Genomic DNA, 20,973 nt, shown 5'->3' on the forward strand with positions numbered 1-20,973 from the left:
AAGTAATTAAATAATTTTGAGGTAAGAAACTTGTCCGAAAATACACTTACAGAAAAAAAATCTTTTAGTCTGTTGGAATTATCCGCAAGACTAAGTTTAATCCAAAATAAAATAAAAGCAAGAAATTTTGCTCTATATACGATCAATTGTGCTTTAGATTTTCCAAGACGTCAACAACTTGTATGCGAATTGCATAATTATGATTCGGAAAGTGGAGATTTTCCAAGTATTTTGATGGAAACGTATGGAGATGATTTTTTATTTCACTTTAATTCAGGGCTTTTGCCAATAATATGGCATAGTATGAATATAAAGGAAGAGGCTGTTATTGAATCATCAGGACAGTTGTCAGTAAAATTAGATCAGGAGCTCTTGCCATTCGCAGGAATTGCTTTTCCTGTTCGTCTCGGATTTCATAAGAATGGGTATGTTGTTTTTACTGCAGAATGTTTGATGCTTGCTAACGAAATTATTGTTGAATCACATGGAGCTTGTTATCAAGTAATTATGGATTTTTTAGCACTTTTTAAAAAACGTTCTTCTGCTGCTAGAAATCTTACAGAACGAGAAACTTCTTGTCTACAGTTAGCAGGAGATGGTTATACCAGTGAAGAGATTGCCGAGAAATTATGCTTATCGATACACACAGTTAATGCATATCTTGGATCAGCAACAGTTAAGTTAGATGCCGTTAATCGTATTCAAGCAATTGCCAAAGCTATTCGTTTTGGATACATTAGTTGATTTGTTTGATAAGTTAAGTATTGGAAAACATATATTAGTTTTTTTTGTAGTATATTTTATGAATTAATTGTGCAACTGCTTTGTAAAATACTGGTGGTATAGTGCTGTTTATAGGTACTTGTCTAAACAAAGATCTTGCTAGTAAGGGATCTTCAAAAATAGGAATTTTGTTTTCTAATGCTATTTTACGTATTTTATAGGCAATTAAATTTTGTCCTTTAGCTACTAGAATAGGTGCGTCATTTTCTGTTTTTATGTATCTTAATGCTAAGGCATAATGTGTTGGGTTAGTTATTATGAGTGTTGCTCTAGATGTAGCCTCTATCATCTTATGTCGTATTCTAGAGCGTGCTATGGATTGTTGACGGCTTTTAATCATAGGATTACCATATGATTGTTTCATTTCATCTTTTATTTCTTGTTTAGACATTTTGAGTTTTATATACCATTGGTAGTAAGTCCACCCTATATCTAATATTGTTAATATAGCTATGAATATTAGTATTATGATAAGTATTTTACGTATTGTAAAAAAACTGTTATATAATATTAACTGGGGATTAGAAGTTATAGAATCCAGCATTGTGAAATAATTTTCTTTTAGATAAATTGCAACAATAGTTCCTATAAGTATTATTTTCGCAATTGATTTTATAAAGTTTACCAAATTATTGACGCTGTAAATTCTTTTTATTCCTTCACGTAAGGATATTCTTTTTAAGGATGGTTTGATGTGATTTAGGTTAATAACTGGTATTCTTTGTAATAGGTATGATCCAATTCCAAATGTCATTAAAAGCAGTAGTCCAGGTATTACCAATATACTAGCACTCAAATATAAATTTACTAAAAGAGGAACAAGATAGGATATATCATCTAATTTTCGTTTTGTGGCGCTTGTAAGTACAATATATAGGTCGTGTGTTAGGCTATAGACCCCTGGGATAAAAAAAAATAATAAATAAATTAAGCAAGATAGTATTGAGGAAAATAAATATGATTCGCGTGAAATAGGAGCATTGCCTTGGTTTCGTGCATCTTCAATTTTTTTAGAAGATGGTGCTTCTGTTTTATTATCAGAAGTATCATTCTCAGACACATATATCCCCTTTTGGTATTTTAAAATTGTTTTATGAAACTATGTATTATTGTTATCTATAGTTTTTCGTAACTCTATTTTATTTGTTTTTGAAAGAGAAATTGCTTCTTGTACTATAGAGCGACGAGCTAATGCAACTTCCCGTGAGGATATTGGAGAATCGTTTAATGAAATGTTTTCTTCTATTATTTTGCGTTGACGATTACTAATGCATTGAAGTATTTTGTCTTGATTTTCTATAGCCATGCCATGTAGAGCTTTTCCTAGTACTTCAAGTGATATATTATTCAATACACGAGATAGATCTTTAGAAGATAATGTGTCTAGATCTTCAAAGAGGAATACTTTAGGGCGTACTTTGTCGAAAGCATCTTTGCTTACTTTTTGTAGGGAGTTGAGAAGTATATCAACTTGAGGTTTATCAAGTTCATTAATAAGATTGGCTACTTTTTCTGATCCAGATGTATTCATTTGGGATTCCACTTTAGATAGCATATCTATGATGCATTTTTCTATAGTTTCTTTCATATAAGGATTTATTTTTTGCAAATTAACGGTACGTTTTATAATATCAGCATGTATATTATTTGGAAATCGCAGTAAAACATTAGCTCCGATTGATGATGGCATCATAGATAGTATATAAGCGGTTGTTTGAGGATGTTCTTTTGATAAAAAATCAGCAATATTAGCAGGATCTATTTCTTTCAAACGATTCCATATATTATTATTGTCATTTTTTTTAAATTCACCTGATTTATTGAGTAATTGATCTAGTTCATTTTGTTCCAAGCCTTCTTCTAAAATACTTTCTATATTTTTAGAATTGTCTGTAAGTCCAATTCCTGTAATGAACTGAGATTCAAATTCATCAATTATATCTTCTAGTTCTTCTGGTGATATTTCTGGTAATAATTTTGCTGAAGCAACTATTTCTTTTAATTCGTCATGCGTAAAATGTCTTAAAAGTTTCCCAGAAACTTTTTTTTCCATTGCTAAAAGAATAGCAGTGGCTTTGTCTTTTTGTGTGAGAGAAATATTTGAAATTTTTTTGTAAATATTTCTAAAAGATAATGTATTTTCTGTTTTATTCAAGACCAATACACCTTTTGATTAAGTTATGATTGACATGAAAATATTATGTTAAAATAAATTTTTTATTTGTAATTAGTAATTTCTATTATTCTGACTCCAAATTGCATATCATCATCTTCCATAATTGTTATTTCACCTTTTGCAATTCTTTGATTGTTTACTGTAATGTCTATAAATTCTCCCACGCGTTTATCGAGTTCAATTATATCTCCTTGAGATAAATTGATGAGATCAGAAATTTGCATATCGCATGATCCTAATATAATTTGAATATTGACGGGAATATTCATGATCAAATCAAAATTATTTGTAGATTTTTCAAGTATATTATTTGAACCAGATGATATTTGTTCTGATATATTATTATTATCATCTGTTTGAATGAGAGTTTCACTGTTATCAGTTGAGGAAGATATAACAGTTTCTGGTGAAGGACTATTTATTTGCATTAATTTACCTTACAATTGAAATTTATAAAAAATTATTTTTTATTTTTTAATCAAGAGATTTTCAAAAATTTCTTGATCAAAACTTATCCTATTTTTTATGCGGATTGTATAATTTTGCCCAATACGACCTAATTCACAAGAATAAATTCCTTTTCCATTTGCACTTAAAATAGCGCACGTTTTATCTCTATTTAAAAAAGGTATTATTTGTCCTACTTTTAGTTCAAAAACATCTCTCAATGTGTTTTTCTTGAGATTGATACGAGTATCAATATTCAATTTTAAGGGATATGTTTTACTTATAATTGAGTCATTTAAATCTTCCAATTTATTTTCTGATTTACCTTGTGAAGACAAAGGTATTAGTATTGTTTTTAATAATGTTGCTTGAGGCACAATTAGTGCAAACGATGATGCGATATTTGATATATTCATATTCATATTTATTGCTGTAATAAATTCGGTAGATAATTTATTTGTATTCCTCTTCAAGAAATCAATGTCATAAAATTCATATATATTAGTAAAATTATTTTGAGATGTTGATATACATTGGCTAAGAACATTAGATATTTGGATTATAATCCTTTTTGCTAATTTTTTTTCAACAGCTGATAAAGGACGATTATGTGAGTGTGTTTTTTCTAAAGGTGCCTCTAGTAGATATTCGAGAAGTGTAATTATAAGATTATTGCTACAACCAATGAAAAAATTGGATGACCATCCACGTAGAGATGCTATATAAAAAATAAAGTTTTCTTTAAATGAATTTATTATTTGAGAAAATTTTCCTGAATTACAATTAACGTAAGATACATCTATATTAATATCCATTTTTTCTTTGAATATTTTCGGTAGAAGTTTAGTATACGTTTGTCCTAAGTTGGATGATATTTTTTCAATAGTTTTTTTATCTCCTAACTTACCTGTCAGGCGAGCTAGTAATATCGGATGTAACGGAGATGTGTTTTTGTTTGTGGATTTTCCGCGCATGTTTTTAAGATGCTTTCTTATCATTGCTATATTGCAGAACTTCCTGCTCAACCATTTCTATGGAGGGTCTTTCAGATAAAGGTAAGACTTTTCTTCCATATTCTATTGCTACTTGAGGCATAGCTCCGTTCATATAAGCAATGAGTGTTTTCTTTACTATTATATACAATCTATGTTTTTTTAATTTTATGGACTTGATCTTTATACTAATAGGATTGCACAAAGAATATGAAATCAAAATTCCTAAAAGTGTACCCGTTAATGATACTCCGATTGCTGCTCCCAATATTTTTGGTGAATGTGATAAGTTTCCCATAGCCTTAATAATTCCCAATATAGCTCCTATTATTCCAATGGCAGGGAAGGATTCGCTCATGTTGGAAATTGCATGATAAGGTCTCAACTTTTCATATAATATTACATCAATTTCTTCGTCCATTAAATTTTCAATTTCGTAGCTTCTAGCATTTCCAATGATTATCATCCTCACATAATCACAAATGAAAATCGTTAATTCATTATTCTCTAGAGCTGTAGGTATAGAATTGAATATTGTTGATTGATAAGGGTTGTCTATATGTTTTTCAACTTCGTTGAGAGATCCTTTTTTTAAATTATACATTAATAGATATAGTAATTTTAGTATATCACAGTAGGTGTTTTGCTTAATAGTGTTATATCCAAATGTTTCTAATACGGACGCTCCTGAATCCTTAACTACTTTTATGGGATTTGCCATGATAAAACCTCCAAAGCCAGCTCCTGCCACAATTATTATTTCAAATGGCTGAACTAGAATATATAGATTCCCGCCCATAGCATAAAATCCACCTATAATACATAAAAATGTTATAAATAACCCTATAGATGTATTCATGTAATAATAACTCAAATTTGGATTTTACCTGATAATGTTGGAAAGTTATGGAATTAGACTTGTGTGAAGCTATTATGAGTGAATATATTATTTTGTGATCTTACAGTCTTGCACAAGTCTTTAAAGTATACTCCCTATAAAAGATTGAAATGATTAGGGGTATGAATGAATGCAGACATCTTTTAATATTGGTTTATCTGCACAGCTTGCTTTAGAAAAGAGACTTTCCACTGTGGCGAGTAATATTTCTAATACAGATACCAAAGGATTTCGTACAACCAAAGTTAAATTTTCTGAAGTCATAAGTGCTATTAAAAATAATATTGATCAAAAAATTTCTTTTGTTTCACAAGGAAGTGAATATATTTCAAAACAATATGGATCTTTAAATAGTACTGGAGAAAAACTAGATTTTGCTATAGAAGGAGATGCTTGGTTTGCTTTGGAGAGTCCTAGTGGAATTATTTTAACTCGAGATGGTCGTTTTAAGATTACAGATTCTGGATTATTAGTTTCTGCAAGTGGGAAATATCCTATTCTTGATATGGAAAGTATCCCGATTCAAATACCTAAAAAAGATGAAGAATTTGAAGTAGGGGATACAGGAGATATTTCTCAAAAAGGTAAAGTGATTGCTAATATAGGGCTCTATTCTTGTGATATATCTAAAGGTTTTGTTCGTCGTGAGAATAGTGGTATATCACCAAATGTTTCTCCTATGCCTATTACAGATTTTTCTGAAGTAAAGGTTAAACGAGGTTTTTTAGAAGATTCTAATGCTAATGCAATGTATGAGATGGGTCAAATGATTCATTTAACACAGAAGTTTAATTCTATTACTACATTAATTGATGATAGTGAGAAATCTATGATAGAAGCTATAAAGATTCTATCATTGTAACTTTTATATATTTTAAAAGATTATCAAGAAATATGCATAACAATCTGGCAAATTTGGTACAATTAGCTGAGTACTATTCTAATAATTTAGTTATCCAAGGTGGTTATGTGAATAGTATAATGCCTGTTTATTATACGGTTGTAGGTTTATCTAAATACGTTTGTTTAGGGGATTTCGTTTTTCATAGAGGTAAATATTCTGGTAATTTAGGTCAGGTTATACGTATTGATTTTGATGTTGTTTATATTTGTCCCATAGAGACAAGAGAACCAATCAGTTTAGGAGATTTGGTTTTTTATCAAGGGCCTTTCCTCATTGCTCCTAGTGAATGTTGGTGTGGACGTGTTATAAATGCATTAGGAAAACCTATTGATGGATATAATACATTAAAAAAAGGTGATTTGAATATGGAGATTATTTCAAAAATTACACCTGCTATGAATCGTCAACGAGTTGAAAAAGGTTTTAAAACGGGGATACGTGTTATTGATATATTTACTCCTCTTTGTTACGGACAGCGTATTGGTATTTTTGCTGGTTCGGGAATAGGCAAGTCAACTTTGTTATCAATGTTCGCAAAATCTAGTTGTTTTGATAAAGTTATTATATCTTTGGTTGGAGAACGTGGTCGTGAAGTACGTGAATTTATCGAAGATTGTCTTGGGGAAAATTTAAAAAAATCAGTTGTAGTAGTGGCAACAAGTGATGAAAGTCCAATCATTCGTAAAATGGCACCGTTAACAGCTATTACTATTGCAGAATATTTTTGTTCTAAAGGTGATAATGTATTACTAATATTGGATAGTATTACAAGATTTGCACATTCTATACGAGAAATTGCTATTAATGCTGGGGAATTACCTGTTACACGAGGATATCCTACTTCAGTATTCTCTGAATTACCACGTCTTTTAGAGCGTGTTGGTCCTAGTGAAAAAGGAAAAGGTAATATTACAGCTATTATCTCGGTGCTGGTAGATGGAGATGATCATAATGATCCTATAGCTGATGCTGTTCGCAGCATTATAGATGGACATATTGTTTTAGATCGTTCTCTGGCGGAAGAAGGGCGTTATCCACCTGTCGATCCTCTTGCGTCTATTTCTCGTCTTTCTCATAAGGCATGGAGTGATGATGAGAAAAAATTAGTTTCTTTTTTAATAAGTACTATCAATAAATTTGAACAGACTCGATCCATTAGAATGATAGGTGGTTATCGTGCTGGAGTTGATCCTATTCTTGATAAAGCTGTTCATCAAACGCCTATTATTTATGAATTTTTAAAACAATCTCCATCTGATTTACATGTAGGAGATGTTTTCCTGGAAATATCAAAAAAATTACAGTTGTAATCTAATTATAGTAATTAAGAAAACAAGATATGGTTATGAAGTATATTGCAGTGATTTCAATATATTATTTTTCAATTAAATTATAAAAAAACATTTATTTAATCATAATATTTTTGAAAATTTATATTTTCATATCAGAAAGAGTATTCCATTATAACTAAAATTTATAAGTAATCGAAAATAGTATTTATTTTTGGTACTTTTTATATCTATTAAGATATAATTTAAAGTGCCTTATTTTTCTTAATGTATAAATATTTTTTTCAGTTCCACACAAGATTGTAGATGTAAACATTGCATTAAGAAGATTATGGGGATTGATATTCATGCAACCGATTACATTTTTTCAAGTTGCATCGCAACATGCAAGTTGGTTATCTGAAAGACAAAAAATTGTATCAGAAAATATAGCTAATGCTAGCACTCCAAATTATCGTGCTAAAGATTTAGGTTCTTTTAAAACTATACTCAACCAAAATACGATGATGGCTAGAACGCATAAATCTCATTTAGAATATTCTAATTCTGGAGAATCGAGTTGGAATACGCGTGCTATTCAAGCTCCATTAGATCAGACGATAGGAATACAAGTGTCTGGAAATACAGTGGGAATAACTAATGAATTGTATAAATCTGGACATATTAAGCATGAGTATGATCTTAATGCAAAGTTGGTGAAGAAAATCAATTATATGATGATGCATGTGATAAAGGGATAAGGTGATGGATTACTTGGTTATTTCTTCTCAGATTGCAAATTCTGGGTTAGCTGCTCAGTCATCGAGAATGCAAGTTATATCTGAAAATATTGCCAATGCTCGTACTACTAGTAGCGTTTCTGGCTCTGATCCATATAGACGTAAAACTATTTCTTTTGAATCAGTAATGAATGGTGTTGGTGGTGTTCGTGTAAAGAAAATAGGTGTAGATAAATCTGATTTTATAGAGGAATTTGATCCTGGACATCCTGCTGCAAATGCCAGTGGTACTGTAAAATATCCTAATGTTAATATACTCATTGAAACTGCAGATATGAGAGAAACCAATCGTTTGTATATGGCTAATCTTCAGACAATAAAGCAGTCGCGTGATATGATGACTACAACATTAGAGCTTTTGAGAGACTAATTATGATTGAACAAATTCAAGGAATAAATAATTTTATTCCTAATACAGATTCCGTTGATATGCAGTCTTATTCTTTACGAAGTGTAGGTGAAGAAGATGATAATTATTCTATAAGTTTTTCTTCTTTATTACAAGATATGGCTGGAAGAGCCATTGGAGATATCGAAAAAGCAGAAGATGCTTCTCTTTCAGCATTGCAAGGTCAAACATCTATGAGAGAAGCAGTAGATTGTATTATGCAAGCCGAGCGAACTTTAAATATGTCAATAGCTTTGCGGGATAAAATTGTTTCTGCTGTTTTAGAAGTGTCTAAAATGCAAATATAATAACTAAGGAACTACGATAATGAAAGCGTTCACGATAGCAGCAGCTGGTATGTCTGCACAACAGACTAATCTTGAAATTATAGCCAATAATATAGCTAACATTAACACTACAGGTTATAAGAGAGCGCGTGCGGAGTTCGCTGATTTTCTTTATCAGGCAGAAAAAATGGCAGGTTCTCCTAGTCAGTCCGCAGATAAAGCTTTGCTTCCAGAAGGTATTAATATAGGAAGTGGAGTTCATATCTCAGCTGTACGCAATGTCTATACTCAGGGAGAATTGGTTAATACTGGGAATAATCTAGATCTTGCATTGTTTGGGAGAGGCTGGTTTCAAGTGGAAACCCCCGATAAAACTATTATGTATACTCGAGCAGGATCTTTTAATAGAGATCAAAAAGGACAATTGGTTACTCCTGATGGTAACACTCTAATACCAGGAATCATAATACCTGAAGGAGCTGGAGAAATTAAAGTTTCTAGATCAGGTCAAGTTTTGGCTTTAATGGGAAGTGACCATGATTTTCAACTTATAGGACAAATACTTATTGCTAATTTTGTTAATGAAGCAGGTCTTCGTAATGTTGGGGATAATCTTTTAGCAAAAACGTCTGTATCAGGAGATCCAGTTATATCTAATCCTGATGACATAGGTTTTGCGCATATTAAACAAGGTTATTTGGAATCATCTAATGTTGATGCCGTGAAGGAGATTTCTGAAATGATATCTGCCCAACGTGCTTATGAGATGAATTCTAAAGTAATAGAAGCTGCTGATGAGATGTCTGCTTTGGTTACTAAGATGAGATAACTATTTGGAGACTAAGCATGGCATGTTATTGCGTGAGATTATTATCTGTTTTTTCTCTCTATATGCTTTGTTTTAACAGCGTGTTATCCAAGGAAATAAATCAAACTGTTGTTCCTTCTGTAGTTATTAATGCGGGAGAAGTATTAAAAGAGTCTCTACTAAAAGAAGTGGAAGTTTTAAATTCAAATATTAGAGGTAATTATGCTAATTATATTAAAGATATAGTTGGATTTGTCACGAAGCGTACTTTGTTTCCAGATCATGTAATACCTCTTTCGGCATTGCATCGTCCTTATATTATTTCCCGTGGAGCTAAAGTTCGTATTATTTTCACCAAAGGTAATATGACAATATCTACCTTTGGTATTGCTCTTTCAGATGCGAGTTCTGGCGATGTTTTATCCGTTAAAAATATTGATACTGGAGTAATAGTTTCCGGAAGTGCAGAAGATTCTAATACAGTTCGTATTGTAGTAAAATGATTTATCGTATATCTTTCTTGGTTTTTTATCTTGTTTTATCGAACACTGTATCAGCAGTGCAAGTTGTATCTCGTATAAAAGATATTGTTTCCTTACAATCAGGTAGAGATAATCAATTAATTGGGTATGGTCTTGTCGTAGGGCTTCAAGGAACTGGTGATAGTTTGCGTTCTTCCCCTTTTACAGAGCAATCTATGCGTTCATTGTTGCAAAATCTTGGTATATCCATTCAAGGGGGGAAGTTAGGGTCTAAAAATATAGCTGCAGTTATGGTGACGGCTAATTTGCCTCCTTTTGCTAGTCCTGGAAGTCGGATTGACGTGTCAATCAATTCATTAGGAGATGCAACTTCTTTGCGTGGTGGAATATTAGTGATGACATCTCTTTTGGGTGCTGATGGTAATATTTATGCAGTAGCACAAGGAGCGGTAATTGTATCTGGTATGTTCGTTAAAGGACAACATTCTTCTTTTTCAGAAGGTATATCTACAGGTGGGAAAATTGTAAATGGTGCAATTGTTGAGAGAGAGTTGCCAAAAAAATTTAAGGATTCTTCGAATCTTATTTTGCAGTTACGTAATCCAGATTTTTCTACTGCAATACGTATCGCTGATAATATAAATTCTTACTCGTTAAATCGTTTTAGTAAACCAATAGCAGAAGCACATGATGCACGTACGGTTAAAGTCTCTAAGCCTGATAATATTGATTTGACTAGATTAATGTCAGAAGTTGAAATGCTTACTGTCAATACAGACACATCTGCTAAGGTAATTATAAATGAACGAACCGGTACCATTGTGATAGGAGAGAATGTAAGAATTTCTAAGGTTATAGTTAGTTATGGTAATTTAACGGTTCAAATTACTGAAAATCAACAGGTAGTTCAACCAAATGCTTTTACTAATGGAGTAACTACAATACAGGATAATACTAATCTTAATGTATCTAGTACAAGAGGGACTTTTTCTGTAGTTGATGCTCCTGATCTGAATAGTCTCATATCAGGTATGAATAGTATAGGATTAAAGACAGATGGTATTATTTCTATTCTTCAAGGTATTAAAGCAGCGGGTGCTCTTCAATCGGAAATTATAATTCAATGATAATTTTAGCGATTATTTATTATTATAAAAAGCGGTATATATTACCGAATTTTTTGTTGTTACTATTCTTTTTCGTACACGGGATTACTCAACATAGTTATGGAGATTCGTCTATTGTCGATAAAGATATTCGGCAATATTGTACTAATATCATAGATTTAATACGAGAACGTGATTATTTATTTAAGAAAAAAGTATTAGAAGATTTAAAAAAGGATATAGAGAAAAACATAGTCTTATTAGAAAATCGTAAAAACGAATATGATATGTGGTTTAAAAAATATGAGAGTTTTATTAGTTCATATAATAAGAATATTTTAGATATTTACAAAAAAATGGATTCCGAATCTGCCGCTCTTCAGTTAGAGCAGATAGATCCTGATATATCTTCCCACATACTTATGCGTCTTTCTCCTCGTCAGTCTAGTTCTATTATGTCTAAAATGAATGCTAAGTCAGCAACCATAATTACTAATATTGTAGCTAATATGCTTAAATTTAAAAAATCAAAAAGATCTACATGATGTATCGTTATTATTTTGTTATTTTATACAGCTCCTTTTTATTATTTAGTTGTCGAGGTATTTCTGAAATTACTAGTATCCCGCAAATGACTCCAATGGGATCATCTTTAAATAGGAATAATCATATTCTTCCTGGCATTGCTTTTAAAAATCCCCGATTAGTTAAGAAAAGTTATTCTTTATGGAGAGATTCTAATTCTACACTTTTTAAAGATTCGCGAGCTCTTAATGTAGGTGATATTTTAACAGTGGATATAAGAATCGATGACCAAGCTGTTTTTGATAACCAAACAGGGCGTACTAGGAATAATTCTTTGAATAGAAAATTCTCAGGAGGTTTCTCTCTTTTTGGGAAAAAATCACCTGAAATAGGTGGTAATCTCAATTATGATGGTGATAGCTCTTCTTCAGGAAAAGGCTCTATTAGTAGAGCAGAGAAATTAAATCTTTTAATAGCAGCTATCGTTATAGAAATATTAGAAAATGGAAATCTTGTAATTAGTGGCTCGCAAGAAGTACGTGTCAACGACGAAATGAGAAGCCTAAATATAACAGGAATAGTAAGACCTCAAGATGTAGATGCTCATAATAGCGTATCTTATGATAAGATTGCTGAAGCTAGGATTTCTTATGGTGGGAGTGGTCGTAATACGGAATTATTACAGCCTCCTATAGGACATAAGTTATTTGAGAAATTTTCACCTCTTTAGATTCAAACAATTACAAGGATTTTTGATATATGTCACATGATGATGTACACTCTCAATACATTATTAACAATCAATCTCATAACTTTTCCTTTAAATGGTTTGTAGTGTTTACTTTTATTGGAATATTTTGTGGTTGGTTGGGTGGAATTATAATTTTTATTCTTGTTCCTGATAAGGGAAAAGAAAATCCTCTGAGATTAATGCTCAATAATTTTTATAATAATGGTGCACGTTTCCTTCATGTAAATAATACATTTCCTTTAAAAAAGAAACAAATAATTACACTTCAACCAATTATAACTAATTTTGATTCATCACCTAAAAACTGGATAAGATTGGATCTTTCATTGATGTGTAATGATATTCCAGATGAGTTTTTTGTAGAAACTTTGCATCAAGATATAATGGCTTATGTACGCTCTCTTTCTATTAACCAGATAACTGGCCCTCAAGGTTTTCAATATTTTAAGGAAGATATTAAAGAACTTGTAAAATTACGTTCAAATGGTTTTATATCAAATATTATACTCAGGACATTTATAGTCGCATGATTAGATACTTTTTTTTTGGATTATTTTTAATTGCGCCAGAATCAGTGTTTGCTAAATCGTCTTTACATAATATTATTGATATCCCTTCCAATTTATCTGTTTCTACCTGGATTATTAGGACTTTTGGATTATTTACTATTTTATCAATAATTCCGATTCTCCTAATTATGGTTACCTGTTTTCCAAGATTTATTATTGTTTTTTCTATACTTAGAACAGGGATGGGAATGGGTTCTGTCCCTCCTAACCTTGTGATAATTAGCCTTGCACTGTTTATGACTTTTTATGTGATGTCTCCAACTTTAGATCGTTCAATGGAAATGGGTATACAGCCTTTAATGAATAATCAAATTAATGAAACAAAAGCAATTAAGCTTATTGCTGAACCTTTTTGGGTATTTATGAAAAACAATACTAGAGAGAAAGATTTATCCCTTTTTATGGGTATGGCAAATAGTTTAAATAAAAATACTGATATTACACAAAATGATCATATTGAATATAGAATCTTGATTCCTTCTTTTATGATTTCAGAACTTCGACGTAGTTTTGAAATTGGTTTTCTGATTATTTTGCCATTTTTAGTTATTGATATGATTGTTGCTACCATTATTATGGCTATGGGAATGATGATGTTACCTCCTACTTCTGTATCCTTGCCATTGAAAATTATTTTTTTTGTTTTAATTGATGGTTGGAGTCTTTTAGTAGAAAATTTAGTAAGATCTTTTGTTTGATCTAATTATTTTTACTAAATTGCATATACTATTACGATATCTTTTATATATAATTTTTACACAACGTTTAATTATTAATTTACATCAACCTTTGTATTATAGGTAATATTTTTTATGTAATAAATAAAACACTCTAACGGATATCATAAATATCCTTTGAATTTTATAGATTATCTTCATTTTAAGCAAGTATTTCTTTTATTATGAATAATTATAATATTTATTATTCTAGCCATTTCGGAATGGAATCTCTCTCTATTAATTCTTTATAATTCATACGAGGGCGTATGATGTGAAATTGAGAATCTTTTACCATCACTTCAGGAATCAATAGTCTTGAGTTATATGTTCCAGATTGAACTGCTCCATAAGCACCAGTTTTCTCAATGTACAATAGATCTCCTGGTTTAGGTAACGCAATTGTACGATTCAATGCTACAAAATCTCCCGTTTCACATATTGGTCCTACCATATCAGCTTTAATATGTAGGCGTCCTTCTTCTGGATTAACAATATGCTTAATCTCATGGTAAGCATCATAAAGAGTAGGTCGCATAAAGTCATTCATGGCAACATCTAAGATGATAAAGTTTTTATCGGCATTATTTTTTATACTAATTACCTTGGTGACTAATATTCCTGAATCTGCAACTAAAAACCTTCCTGGCTCTAAGATAATTTTACAATTTAAATCTCCTAAATATTGCTGGATAATAGATGAATAATCATAAGGAGAAGGAGTACAATAATTGCTATTATAAGAAATTCCTAATCCACCTCCGACATCTATATGTTGGATATTATGTCCAGTAGATCGGAGTTGTTTTGTGAGATCGCGTAATAATTTAAAAGATTTACAGAAAGATTCAATTTGATCTATTTGACTTCCTATATGCATATCTATTCCAGATATTTTGATTCCTGGAAGATTCTTTGCATAATCATAAAGGTGGTGTATTTGATTAATAGGTATGCCAAATTTATCATCTTTTTTCCCAGTGGATATTTTTCGATGAGTATTTGAATTTATATCTGGGTTGACCCGCAATGCAATAGAAGCTTTTTTCCCTAAAGATACAGCTCTTTGATTCAAAGTTATCAATTCAGATTCTGATTCAACATTAAAACAGTATATTCCTGCATTTAGTGCTAAGTCCATTTCAGCAGTTGTTTTTCCAACTCCTGAAAAAACTATTCTATCTGCTGGAGATGAAGCATTTAATGCGCGTTGTAACTCACCTTCGGACACTATATCTAGTCCAGCTCCTAATTGAACGAGAGTTTTAATTACAGCTTGATTAGAATTTGCTTTTAAGGCATAGCAAATCATCGTATCCATGTTTTTTAGAGCATTAGAAAATATAAGATATTTTTCTTTTATAGTAGCTGTAGAATAACAATAGAAAGGTGTTTGAACAGTATGAGCAATATTTTTTATTGAAACATTTTCTGCATATAACGATCCCTTATAGTATGTAAAAAAATTCATGGATTCACATCCTATGTGAATTATGATTTACTATTGGAGCTGTAGGATCGCTTTTACGGCCACAGCTGTTATATGTAGTACTTAAAATAATATAAGTGCACAAAACACCGAATCTTAATAATGTAAATTGCATATAGCCATCCATAGGTAATTTATAGTTCGTATTATTTCATATTTCAAACATTTTTATGTATATTTGTAATTTTATCTTTCCAATAATAAATTTGTCTCATAACTTCTGTGGGAGAAGTTCCTCCAAAACTTTTACGAACCGATATTGATGACTCAACTGTTAGTACATTATATACATCTGATGTAATAATAGGACTAACTTGTTCTAGCATTTCTAAGGGTAGCTCTGCAAGTTCGCATTGGTTCTTTTCTGCTAAAGAGACAATTCTTCCTGTGATACAATGAGCTTCTCGAAAAGGTAATCCCGCATGACTTACTAACCAATCTGCAAGATCTGTTGCAGTAGAATTATTTATAGAAGCAGCTTCGTGTAAGCGATCCTTGTTTATGGTTAGATCTTCAATCATAGCGCTTATAGCTAATATTGTAATTTGTAATGTTTCTAATGCATCAAAAACTGGTTCTTTATCTTCTTGCATATCCTTAGAATAAGCTAATGGTAGTCCTTTCATTACTGTTAATAGAGATAATAAAGCTCCATTAATTCGTCCCGTTTTAGCACGTACTAATTCTGCTCCGTCTGGATTCCTTTTTTGTGGCATGATGGAAGATCCAGTAGAAAAAGCATCTGAAAATCTGATAAAATTAAACTGTGGTGTTGACCAAATAATCATTTCTTCTGCCAAACGTGACATATGCATAGCGCATATAGCAGAATGTGAAAGGCATTCTAATATAAAATCACGATCTGAAACACTATCAATAGAATTGCGGGTTGGCTCTCTAAAGCCAAGTTCTTTAGCTGTAAAGTGACGATCTATAGGAAAACTTGTGCCAGCTAAAGCTGCCGCTCCTAATGGGCATTCATCGAGTCGTTTAATAGAATCAAGAAATCTTGAAATATCTCGACCAAACATTTCTACGTATGCCATACAATGATGTCCAAAAGTTACGGGTTGTGCTGTCTGTAAATGAGTAAATCCTGGCATAATAGTATCATGATTTTTTTCTGCTTTATTCACAAGTACTTTTAAAAGCCTTGTTAAATCATTTGTGATTTCAATAGTTTTTTCTTTGATCCACAATCTTAAATCTAAAGCTACTTGATCATTTCTTGATCGTGCAGTATGCATCTTGCCTGCAACAGATCCAATCAAAGATGTTAATCTTTCCTCAATATTCATATGAATATCTTCGAGTTCACGTGAGAATACGAATGAGCCATTAACAATTTCAGATCGAATTAATTTCAGTCCGTCTATTATTTTTTTAGATTCTTCTGAAGATATTATACCTTGTTTTTCTAACATGCTGGTATGCACTTCAGATCCTCGTATATCTTGCTCAAAAAGTTTCTTGTCAAATTCGATAGAGACATTTATTTTTTCCATAATCCAGCTAGGACTATTAGAAAATCTTCCTCCCCACATTTTATTGATTTTACTTGATTTTTCTTTTTCGCTCAACAATATTAGGATCTCCATTTAGGCGAATTACGTTAGTGAATCAATTTTTACAAACCTTATACCTTTTTCACCAACACTACATATTTTTTTCTATTTCTGGTAAAATTTTAAAAATATCTCCAACAATAAAATAATCAGAAATTTTGAAAATAGGGGCATTTTCATCTGTATTTATTGATATAATCACTTTAGAATCTTTCATGCCGGATGTATGTTGAATAGCACCTGATATTCCTGCTGCAATATAAAGATCTGGAGATACCGTAACCCCAGTTTGTCCAATTTGCCAGTTGTTAGGAGCAAAACCTGCATTTACTGCATCACGTGTAGCTCCCACGGCTGCTCCTATTTTTTTCGCTAATGGAATAAGTAATTTATGAAAATTTTCCTTAGACCCGAAAGATTTTCCTCCTGATATTATAATTTTTGCAGAGGAGATATTAATTGGTTTAGAAGAAGAATCTTCGTTGATAAAGCGTGTGTTAGTAATATATTTTTCTAGAATTCCAGAAGAAATTTTTTGGATGCAGGCGGTTTTTTTTGTTTTTGGAGCGGGGGAAAAGGATATCGTCCTGATCGTTATAACTTTACGGATATCTTTTGTTTCAACTGTTTGAATAATATTTCCTGAATGTAAGGTTCTTTTAAAAATTTTAGGTGTTATAATTTCAATAACTTCAGATATTTGCATAACATCTAACATTGCAGCAACACGAGGTAATACGTCCCTCCCAATTGCATTAGCTGAGGCTATTATTGTTCTGTAATCTTGTGCAATGGAAATCATAAGATTGCTGATAGGATTGGTAAGCTTATGTTGAAAAACATTGTGCTGCGCGACAATAACTTTAGTAACACCTTGAATTTGCGCTGCTTGTTGTGCAACTTTAGTAACATTATTTCCTATTACTAATACATGAATATCACGACTAATATTATGGGCTGCTGTTACAATTCTTGCGGTTTGTTCTGATAAATCATCTAGATTATAATCTGCCAATAAAAGCGCGGGCATGTCATAATAGTCCATTTTTACTCTTTAATATTGAAATCAATTCTGTGGTAGAATGTAGCCTTTGATTTTTTCTTTCTATTTGTTTCTCTTCAAATTTAAGAATTTTTAGACGGGGTGTCAAATCAATTGCAAAATCAGAAATTTTTTTCTTTTCAAGATTTTTTTTTCGCATTTTAATGATATTTGATAGAGATATATAACGAGGCTCGTTAAGATTTAGATCTACAGTAATAATTGCTGGTAGAGGTATCTCTAAAGTTATAGTTCCAAAGTCTATTTCACGTGTAACTATTGCATGATTATTAGAAACATCTATTTTAGAAACGAAAGTTGCTTGTGGCCATCCTATTAATGCTGCTAACATTTGTCCTGTTTGGCCTGATTCATTGTCGGTGCTTTTTTTTCCAGCAATGACTATTTTAGGGTTTTCCTGTTTTACTATTTCGTGTAAAATTTTGGCTACCGATAATGATTCAAGAACTTCATTGCTTTCAATCAAAATACCTCGATCTGCTCCCATAGCTAAAGCATCTCTAAGAACCTTTTCCACTTTATAAGATCCTATTGAAACGACTACCACCTCATTTGCTATTCCTTTTTCTTTTAATTGCAATGATTCTTCTAATGCGGTTTCGTCAAAAGGGTTCATTGAAATTTTTACATCTTCTTTTTCAATGCCAGATCCATCAGGTGTTATATTTACTTTCGCGTTGTAATCCATAACTCCTTTAATAGGGACGAGTATTTTCATATGTAGTTTCCATTGCGATTAATTTTCTATTAATTTCCATTTGTAATATGTTATCATCATAATCTATTTGTAAACTGGGTCGCTTCTTATTTTCTTTTATAGCAAACATATGTTTTTAAGGTAATAATATTGATTTTTATGAAAAGTTAATTATTTTTTCCTTTATCTTGCTTTGCATTTTAGTGAAAGTTGATGTTTAAGTAAAGTAATGTATGAATAGATCTTTGCAAGTAAAATTGCAGAATGTTTCTTTAATAATTTAAAGAGTAGTATTTTAAAATATGAGTTATAGAATAACAAATTCTTGTGTATGGATTTTATAATTTTTTATGCTAATGAATGGAGCGCTTAAATGCGAGAATGCTTTGGCATCGTCTTTAATATTTTTTATGATGCTTTTGAACATTTTATAGAAGAAGATGGCTGGGCTATGGCTAGTCACATTTCGCTTTCAGCACTATTGTCTGTATTCCCATTTATAGTTTTCTGTGCAAACTTGGCTGGTTTTTTAGGAGCACATCAATTCGTACCAACTGTTATCTATGTTGTTTTTGGTACGTGGCCTGAAGTGATTTCAAAACCTATTACGAACGAAATTTTGCAGGTATTATCAGTTCCAGGCAAGGGATTATTTACAATTTCGGCTTTGGCTGCTGCATGTTTTTCTTCTAATGGTGTTGAGGCGTTGCGAATTTCTCTCAATCGAGCATATCGTGTGGTTGAAATGAGATCTTGGTATATAACTAGAATGATAAGTCTTGTATATGTTTTTTTCGCATCTATCGCACTGATTACAATGAGTTTTTTTTTTGTGGTAATACCCTTAGCATTAGAATATGTTAAAAAATTTTTCCCTTCGGTGGGAAATCTTTTGTTAATAATTTGGAATGGTAGAATATATGCTACGATGTTGGCTTTATTTTTTGGGCTTATTTTAGTCCATCTTTTTTTACCTGCAGCAAAGAGTAAGATTAGGAATATTTTGCCTGGAGTGATTTTTACATGGATAAGTTGGGTAATAGGAGCTGTTTTATTTACACACTACATTATTGCTTTTTCTACTTATTCTGCAATGTATGCAGGATTGGCTTCTATTATGACGTGTTTAGTTTTTCTTTATATGTTAGGTGTATTTTTTATCCTTGGTGCAGAGCTAAACGCTTCTACGATGATATATTATTGGCGGAAAAGAAAATGATTTATAAGTATCATTTTTTTTGAAATGATTTTAGCATTGCTATGCTAGTGATAGATAATATAAAAAAGCTTGAAATTATATTCCACCATACTAAGGATAACTCTAAAATTCGTATGTTTACTTTACTACAGGATGGGATACTTTCTTCCCCTATTTGTGTAAGCAAATCTGTTGTGTTGGTTATTGATTCAATTTTAGAACTATCAGTGCAAATCAGTGTATCTTCCCATATTTTCCACTCAATCCCTATGTGAATTACGCTAATAATTATATTGCAAATCATGAGCAAACAAAGAACTGCTATCAGGTAAAAATTTATGTTATAATTGCGACTATTATTAGATATATTTATTGCTATAGCAACAAGAAATCCAAAGTAATAAATCCTCTGTTCTTGAATGCAAAGATTACAGGGAGAGTATCCTCCGACGTGTTGAATCGTTAAAAAACAAATAATTATTCCTATAATGCTTATCAATATTATTCTTATGAGTACTATATCATTTAATGTAGATAGGAATGATCTAATCATTTCTATTATTCTCCTTAAAAGTTCTCATGATATGTAAGATAATGATTGAGTATTTATTTTTCGTTTTATTATGAAGGATTTTAGATATTATTTTACAAGAATATCAAGTTTGTATAAATTCTACAAAGAAATTAAAAAAAATATATTAAAATACTAATATTAGAAATATATTAGTTAATATCATCTAACTGTATGATTTAACGTCATTTTATCACCCCCGACCCTTACCTTTCTTGTTGGGTTCGGGCTTATTAGATTCTATAGCTTCAGAAATAAGCCTTGAATTTTTGATTCCTAGACGGATACGATCTGCTCCTTTAGTATAAGTTTCTGCTTGTGCTACTGATTTCCAGCCATAAGTGGCCATCAATTCATGAGTAGTTGCTCCATTTTCTGCTGAAATAGTCGCAGAGAATTTACGAACTCCATGAGCTGATTTCTTAATACCTGCTTTTCGTGCTTTTGATCCAAGCCACATACTGAATTGAAGTGCATTCATTGATGCTTG

Annotated in this window: 24 protein-coding genes and 1 pseudogene; 14 read left to right on the forward strand and 11 right to left on the reverse strand. The window is 31.3% G+C overall.

The annotated features are described in order from the left end of the window. The first annotated feature begins 30 nt into the window (after positions 1-30). The gene (locus GY664_RS01720) at positions 31-744 is read left to right on the forward strand and encodes a helix-turn-helix transcriptional regulator (protein WP_333947735.1); all 714 of its coding nucleotides are present in this window, start codon (positions 31-33) and stop codon (positions 742-744) included. A gap of 34 nt (positions 745-778) precedes the next feature. On the opposite strand, the gene flhB is transcribed toward GY664_RS01720, so the two are convergent. From flhB to motA, 5 genes are all read right to left on the reverse strand, one after another. Further along, the gene (gene flhB, locus GY664_RS01725) at positions 779-1,843 is read right to left on the reverse strand and encodes a flagellar type III secretion system protein FlhB (protein ID WP_333947736.1); all 1,065 of its coding nucleotides are present in this window, start codon (positions 1,841-1,843) and stop codon (positions 779-781) included. Positions 1,844-1,882: 39 nt separating this feature from the next. Next, a complete protein-coding gene (locus GY664_RS01730; RefSeq protein WP_333947737.1) occupies positions 1,883-2,938 on the reverse strand; it encodes a flagellar motor switch protein FliG in 1,056 nt (351 codons plus the stop codon). A gap of 62 nt (positions 2,939-3,000) precedes the next feature. Continuing rightward, positions 3,001-3,387 (reverse strand): flagellar motor switch protein FliN, encoded by a 387-nt coding sequence (fliN, locus tag GY664_RS01735; protein ID WP_333947738.1) that lies wholly within the window; start codon positions 3,385-3,387, stop codon positions 3,001-3,003. 39 nt (positions 3,388-3,426) lie between these two features. Next, complete coding sequence (locus GY664_RS01740; protein WP_333947739.1) at positions 3,427-4,404, reverse strand: FliM/FliN family flagellar motor switch protein; 978 nt, start codon at positions 4,402-4,404, stop codon at positions 3,427-3,429. Further along, complete coding sequence (gene motA, locus GY664_RS01745; protein ID WP_333947760.1) at positions 4,385-5,257, reverse strand: flagellar motor stator protein MotA; 873 nt, start codon at positions 5,255-5,257, stop codon at positions 4,385-4,387. Before motA ends, GY664_RS01740 begins: the two co-directional genes overlap by 20 nt. A 169-nt stretch (positions 5,258-5,426) precedes the next feature. Between motA and flgF the strand changes: the two genes are divergently transcribed. From flgF to fliP, 12 genes are all read left to right on the forward strand, one after another. Then, the gene (gene flgF / locus GY664_RS01750; RefSeq protein ID WP_333947740.1) at positions 5,427-6,158 is read left to right on the forward strand and encodes a flagellar basal-body rod protein FlgF; all 732 of its coding nucleotides are present in this window, start codon (positions 5,427-5,429) and stop codon (positions 6,156-6,158) included. Positions 6,159-6,190: 32 nt separating this feature from the next. Then, complete coding sequence (locus GY664_RS01755) at positions 6,191-7,510, forward strand: flagellar protein export ATPase FliI (protein ID WP_333947741.1); 1,320 nt, start codon at positions 6,191-6,193, stop codon at positions 7,508-7,510. 326 nt (positions 7,511-7,836) lie between these two features. Next, positions 7,837-8,229: a flagellar basal body rod protein FlgB gene (gene flgB / locus GY664_RS01760; RefSeq protein WP_333947742.1), complete on the forward strand. Its 393-nt coding sequence runs from the start codon at positions 7,837-7,839 to the stop codon at positions 8,227-8,229. Positions 8,230-8,233: 4 nt separating this feature from the next. Further along, positions 8,234-8,638, forward strand: coding sequence for a flagellar basal body rod protein FlgC (gene flgC, locus GY664_RS01765; RefSeq protein WP_333947743.1), 405 nt, complete (start codon positions 8,234-8,236; stop codon positions 8,636-8,638). Continuing rightward, positions 8,638-8,964 carry a flagellar hook-basal body complex protein FliE gene (locus tag GY664_RS01770; RefSeq protein WP_408612117.1) on the forward strand — a complete coding sequence of 109 codons (327 nt, stop codon included), beginning with the start codon at positions 8,638-8,640 and terminating at the stop codon, positions 8,962-8,964. The genes flgC and GY664_RS01770 overlap by 1 nt, the downstream gene beginning before the upstream one ends. 19 nt (positions 8,965-8,983) lie before the next feature. After that, entirely contained in the window at positions 8,984-9,772 is a 789-nt protein-coding gene (flgG, locus tag GY664_RS01775) for a flagellar basal-body rod protein FlgG (protein ID WP_333947745.1), read from the forward strand. A 17-nt stretch (positions 9,773-9,789) separates the two neighbouring features. Continuing rightward, entirely contained in the window at positions 9,790-10,254 is a 465-nt protein-coding gene (flgA, locus tag GY664_RS01780; RefSeq protein WP_333947746.1) for a flagellar basal body P-ring formation chaperone FlgA, read from the forward strand. Next, positions 10,251-11,360 (forward strand): flagellar basal body P-ring protein FlgI, encoded by a 1,110-nt coding sequence (locus tag GY664_RS01785; protein WP_333947747.1) that lies wholly within the window; start codon positions 10,251-10,253, stop codon positions 11,358-11,360. Before flgA ends, GY664_RS01785 begins: the two co-directional genes overlap by 4 nt. A 56-nt stretch (positions 11,361-11,416) precedes the next feature. Next, positions 11,417-11,884 carry a MotE family protein gene (locus GY664_RS01790; RefSeq protein ID WP_333947748.1) on the forward strand — a complete coding sequence of 156 codons (468 nt, stop codon included), beginning with the start codon at positions 11,417-11,419 and terminating at the stop codon, positions 11,882-11,884. Beyond that, positions 11,884-12,594: a flagellar basal body L-ring protein FlgH gene (locus GY664_RS01795; RefSeq protein ID WP_333947749.1), complete on the forward strand. Its 711-nt coding sequence runs from the start codon at positions 11,884-11,886 to the stop codon at positions 12,592-12,594. The genes GY664_RS01790 and GY664_RS01795 overlap by 1 nt, the downstream gene beginning before the upstream one ends. A 29-nt stretch (positions 12,595-12,623) precedes the next feature. Then, complete coding sequence (locus GY664_RS01800; protein ID WP_333947750.1) at positions 12,624-13,145, forward strand: flagellar basal body-associated FliL family protein; 522 nt, start codon at positions 12,624-12,626, stop codon at positions 13,143-13,145. Continuing rightward, entirely contained in the window at positions 13,142-13,882 is a 741-nt protein-coding gene (gene fliP, locus GY664_RS01805) for a flagellar type III secretion system pore protein FliP (protein WP_333947751.1), read from the forward strand. The genes GY664_RS01800 and fliP overlap by 4 nt, the downstream gene beginning before the upstream one ends. Positions 13,883-14,105: 223 nt before the next feature. Here fliP and lysA read toward each other — a convergent pair whose 3' ends face one another. From lysA to GY664_RS01825, 4 genes are all read right to left on the reverse strand, one after another. Next, complete coding sequence (gene lysA / locus GY664_RS01810) at positions 14,106-15,371, reverse strand: diaminopimelate decarboxylase (RefSeq protein ID WP_333947752.1); 1,266 nt, start codon at positions 15,369-15,371, stop codon at positions 14,106-14,108. Between the two features lie 176 nt (positions 15,372-15,547). Next, entirely contained in the window at positions 15,548-16,969 is a 1,422-nt protein-coding gene (gene argH, locus GY664_RS01815; protein WP_333947753.1) for an argininosuccinate lyase, read from the reverse strand. A 76-nt stretch (positions 16,970-17,045) separates the two neighbouring features. Continuing rightward, a complete protein-coding gene (locus tag GY664_RS01820; RefSeq protein ID WP_333947754.1) occupies positions 17,046-17,984 on the reverse strand; it encodes an electron transfer flavoprotein subunit alpha/FixB family protein in 939 nt (312 codons plus the stop codon). A gap of 1 nt (position 17,985) precedes the next feature. Beyond that, on the reverse strand, positions 17,986-18,735 hold the full coding sequence (locus tag GY664_RS01825; protein ID WP_333947755.1) for an electron transfer flavoprotein subunit beta/FixA family protein: 750 nt from the start codon (positions 18,733-18,735) through the stop codon (positions 17,986-17,988). 352 nt (positions 18,736-19,087) lie between these two features. Here GY664_RS01825 and GY664_RS01830 point away from each other — a divergent pair, with 352 nt between their 5' ends. Beyond that, positions 19,088-19,933: a YihY/virulence factor BrkB family protein gene (locus GY664_RS01830; RefSeq protein ID WP_333947756.1), complete on the forward strand. Its 846-nt coding sequence runs from the start codon at positions 19,088-19,090 to the stop codon at positions 19,931-19,933. Positions 19,934-19,943: 10 nt separating this feature from the next. Here the strand turns inward: GY664_RS01830 and GY664_RS01835 are convergent, their stop codons facing one another. Then, on the reverse strand, positions 19,944-20,465 hold the full coding sequence (locus tag GY664_RS01835; RefSeq protein ID WP_333947757.1) for a disulfide bond formation protein B: 522 nt from the start codon (positions 20,463-20,465) through the stop codon (positions 19,944-19,946). Between the two features lie 211 nt (positions 20,466-20,676). Continuing rightward, a pseudogene (locus GY664_RS01840) lies at positions 20,677-20,973 on the reverse strand (hypothetical protein); the annotation flags it as partial.

It is taken from the genome of Candidatus Liberibacter brunswickensis (genome assembly GCF_036858155.1).
GTDB classification, from domain to species: Bacteria; Pseudomonadota; Alphaproteobacteria; order Rhizobiales; family Rhizobiaceae; genus Liberibacter; species Liberibacter brunswickensis.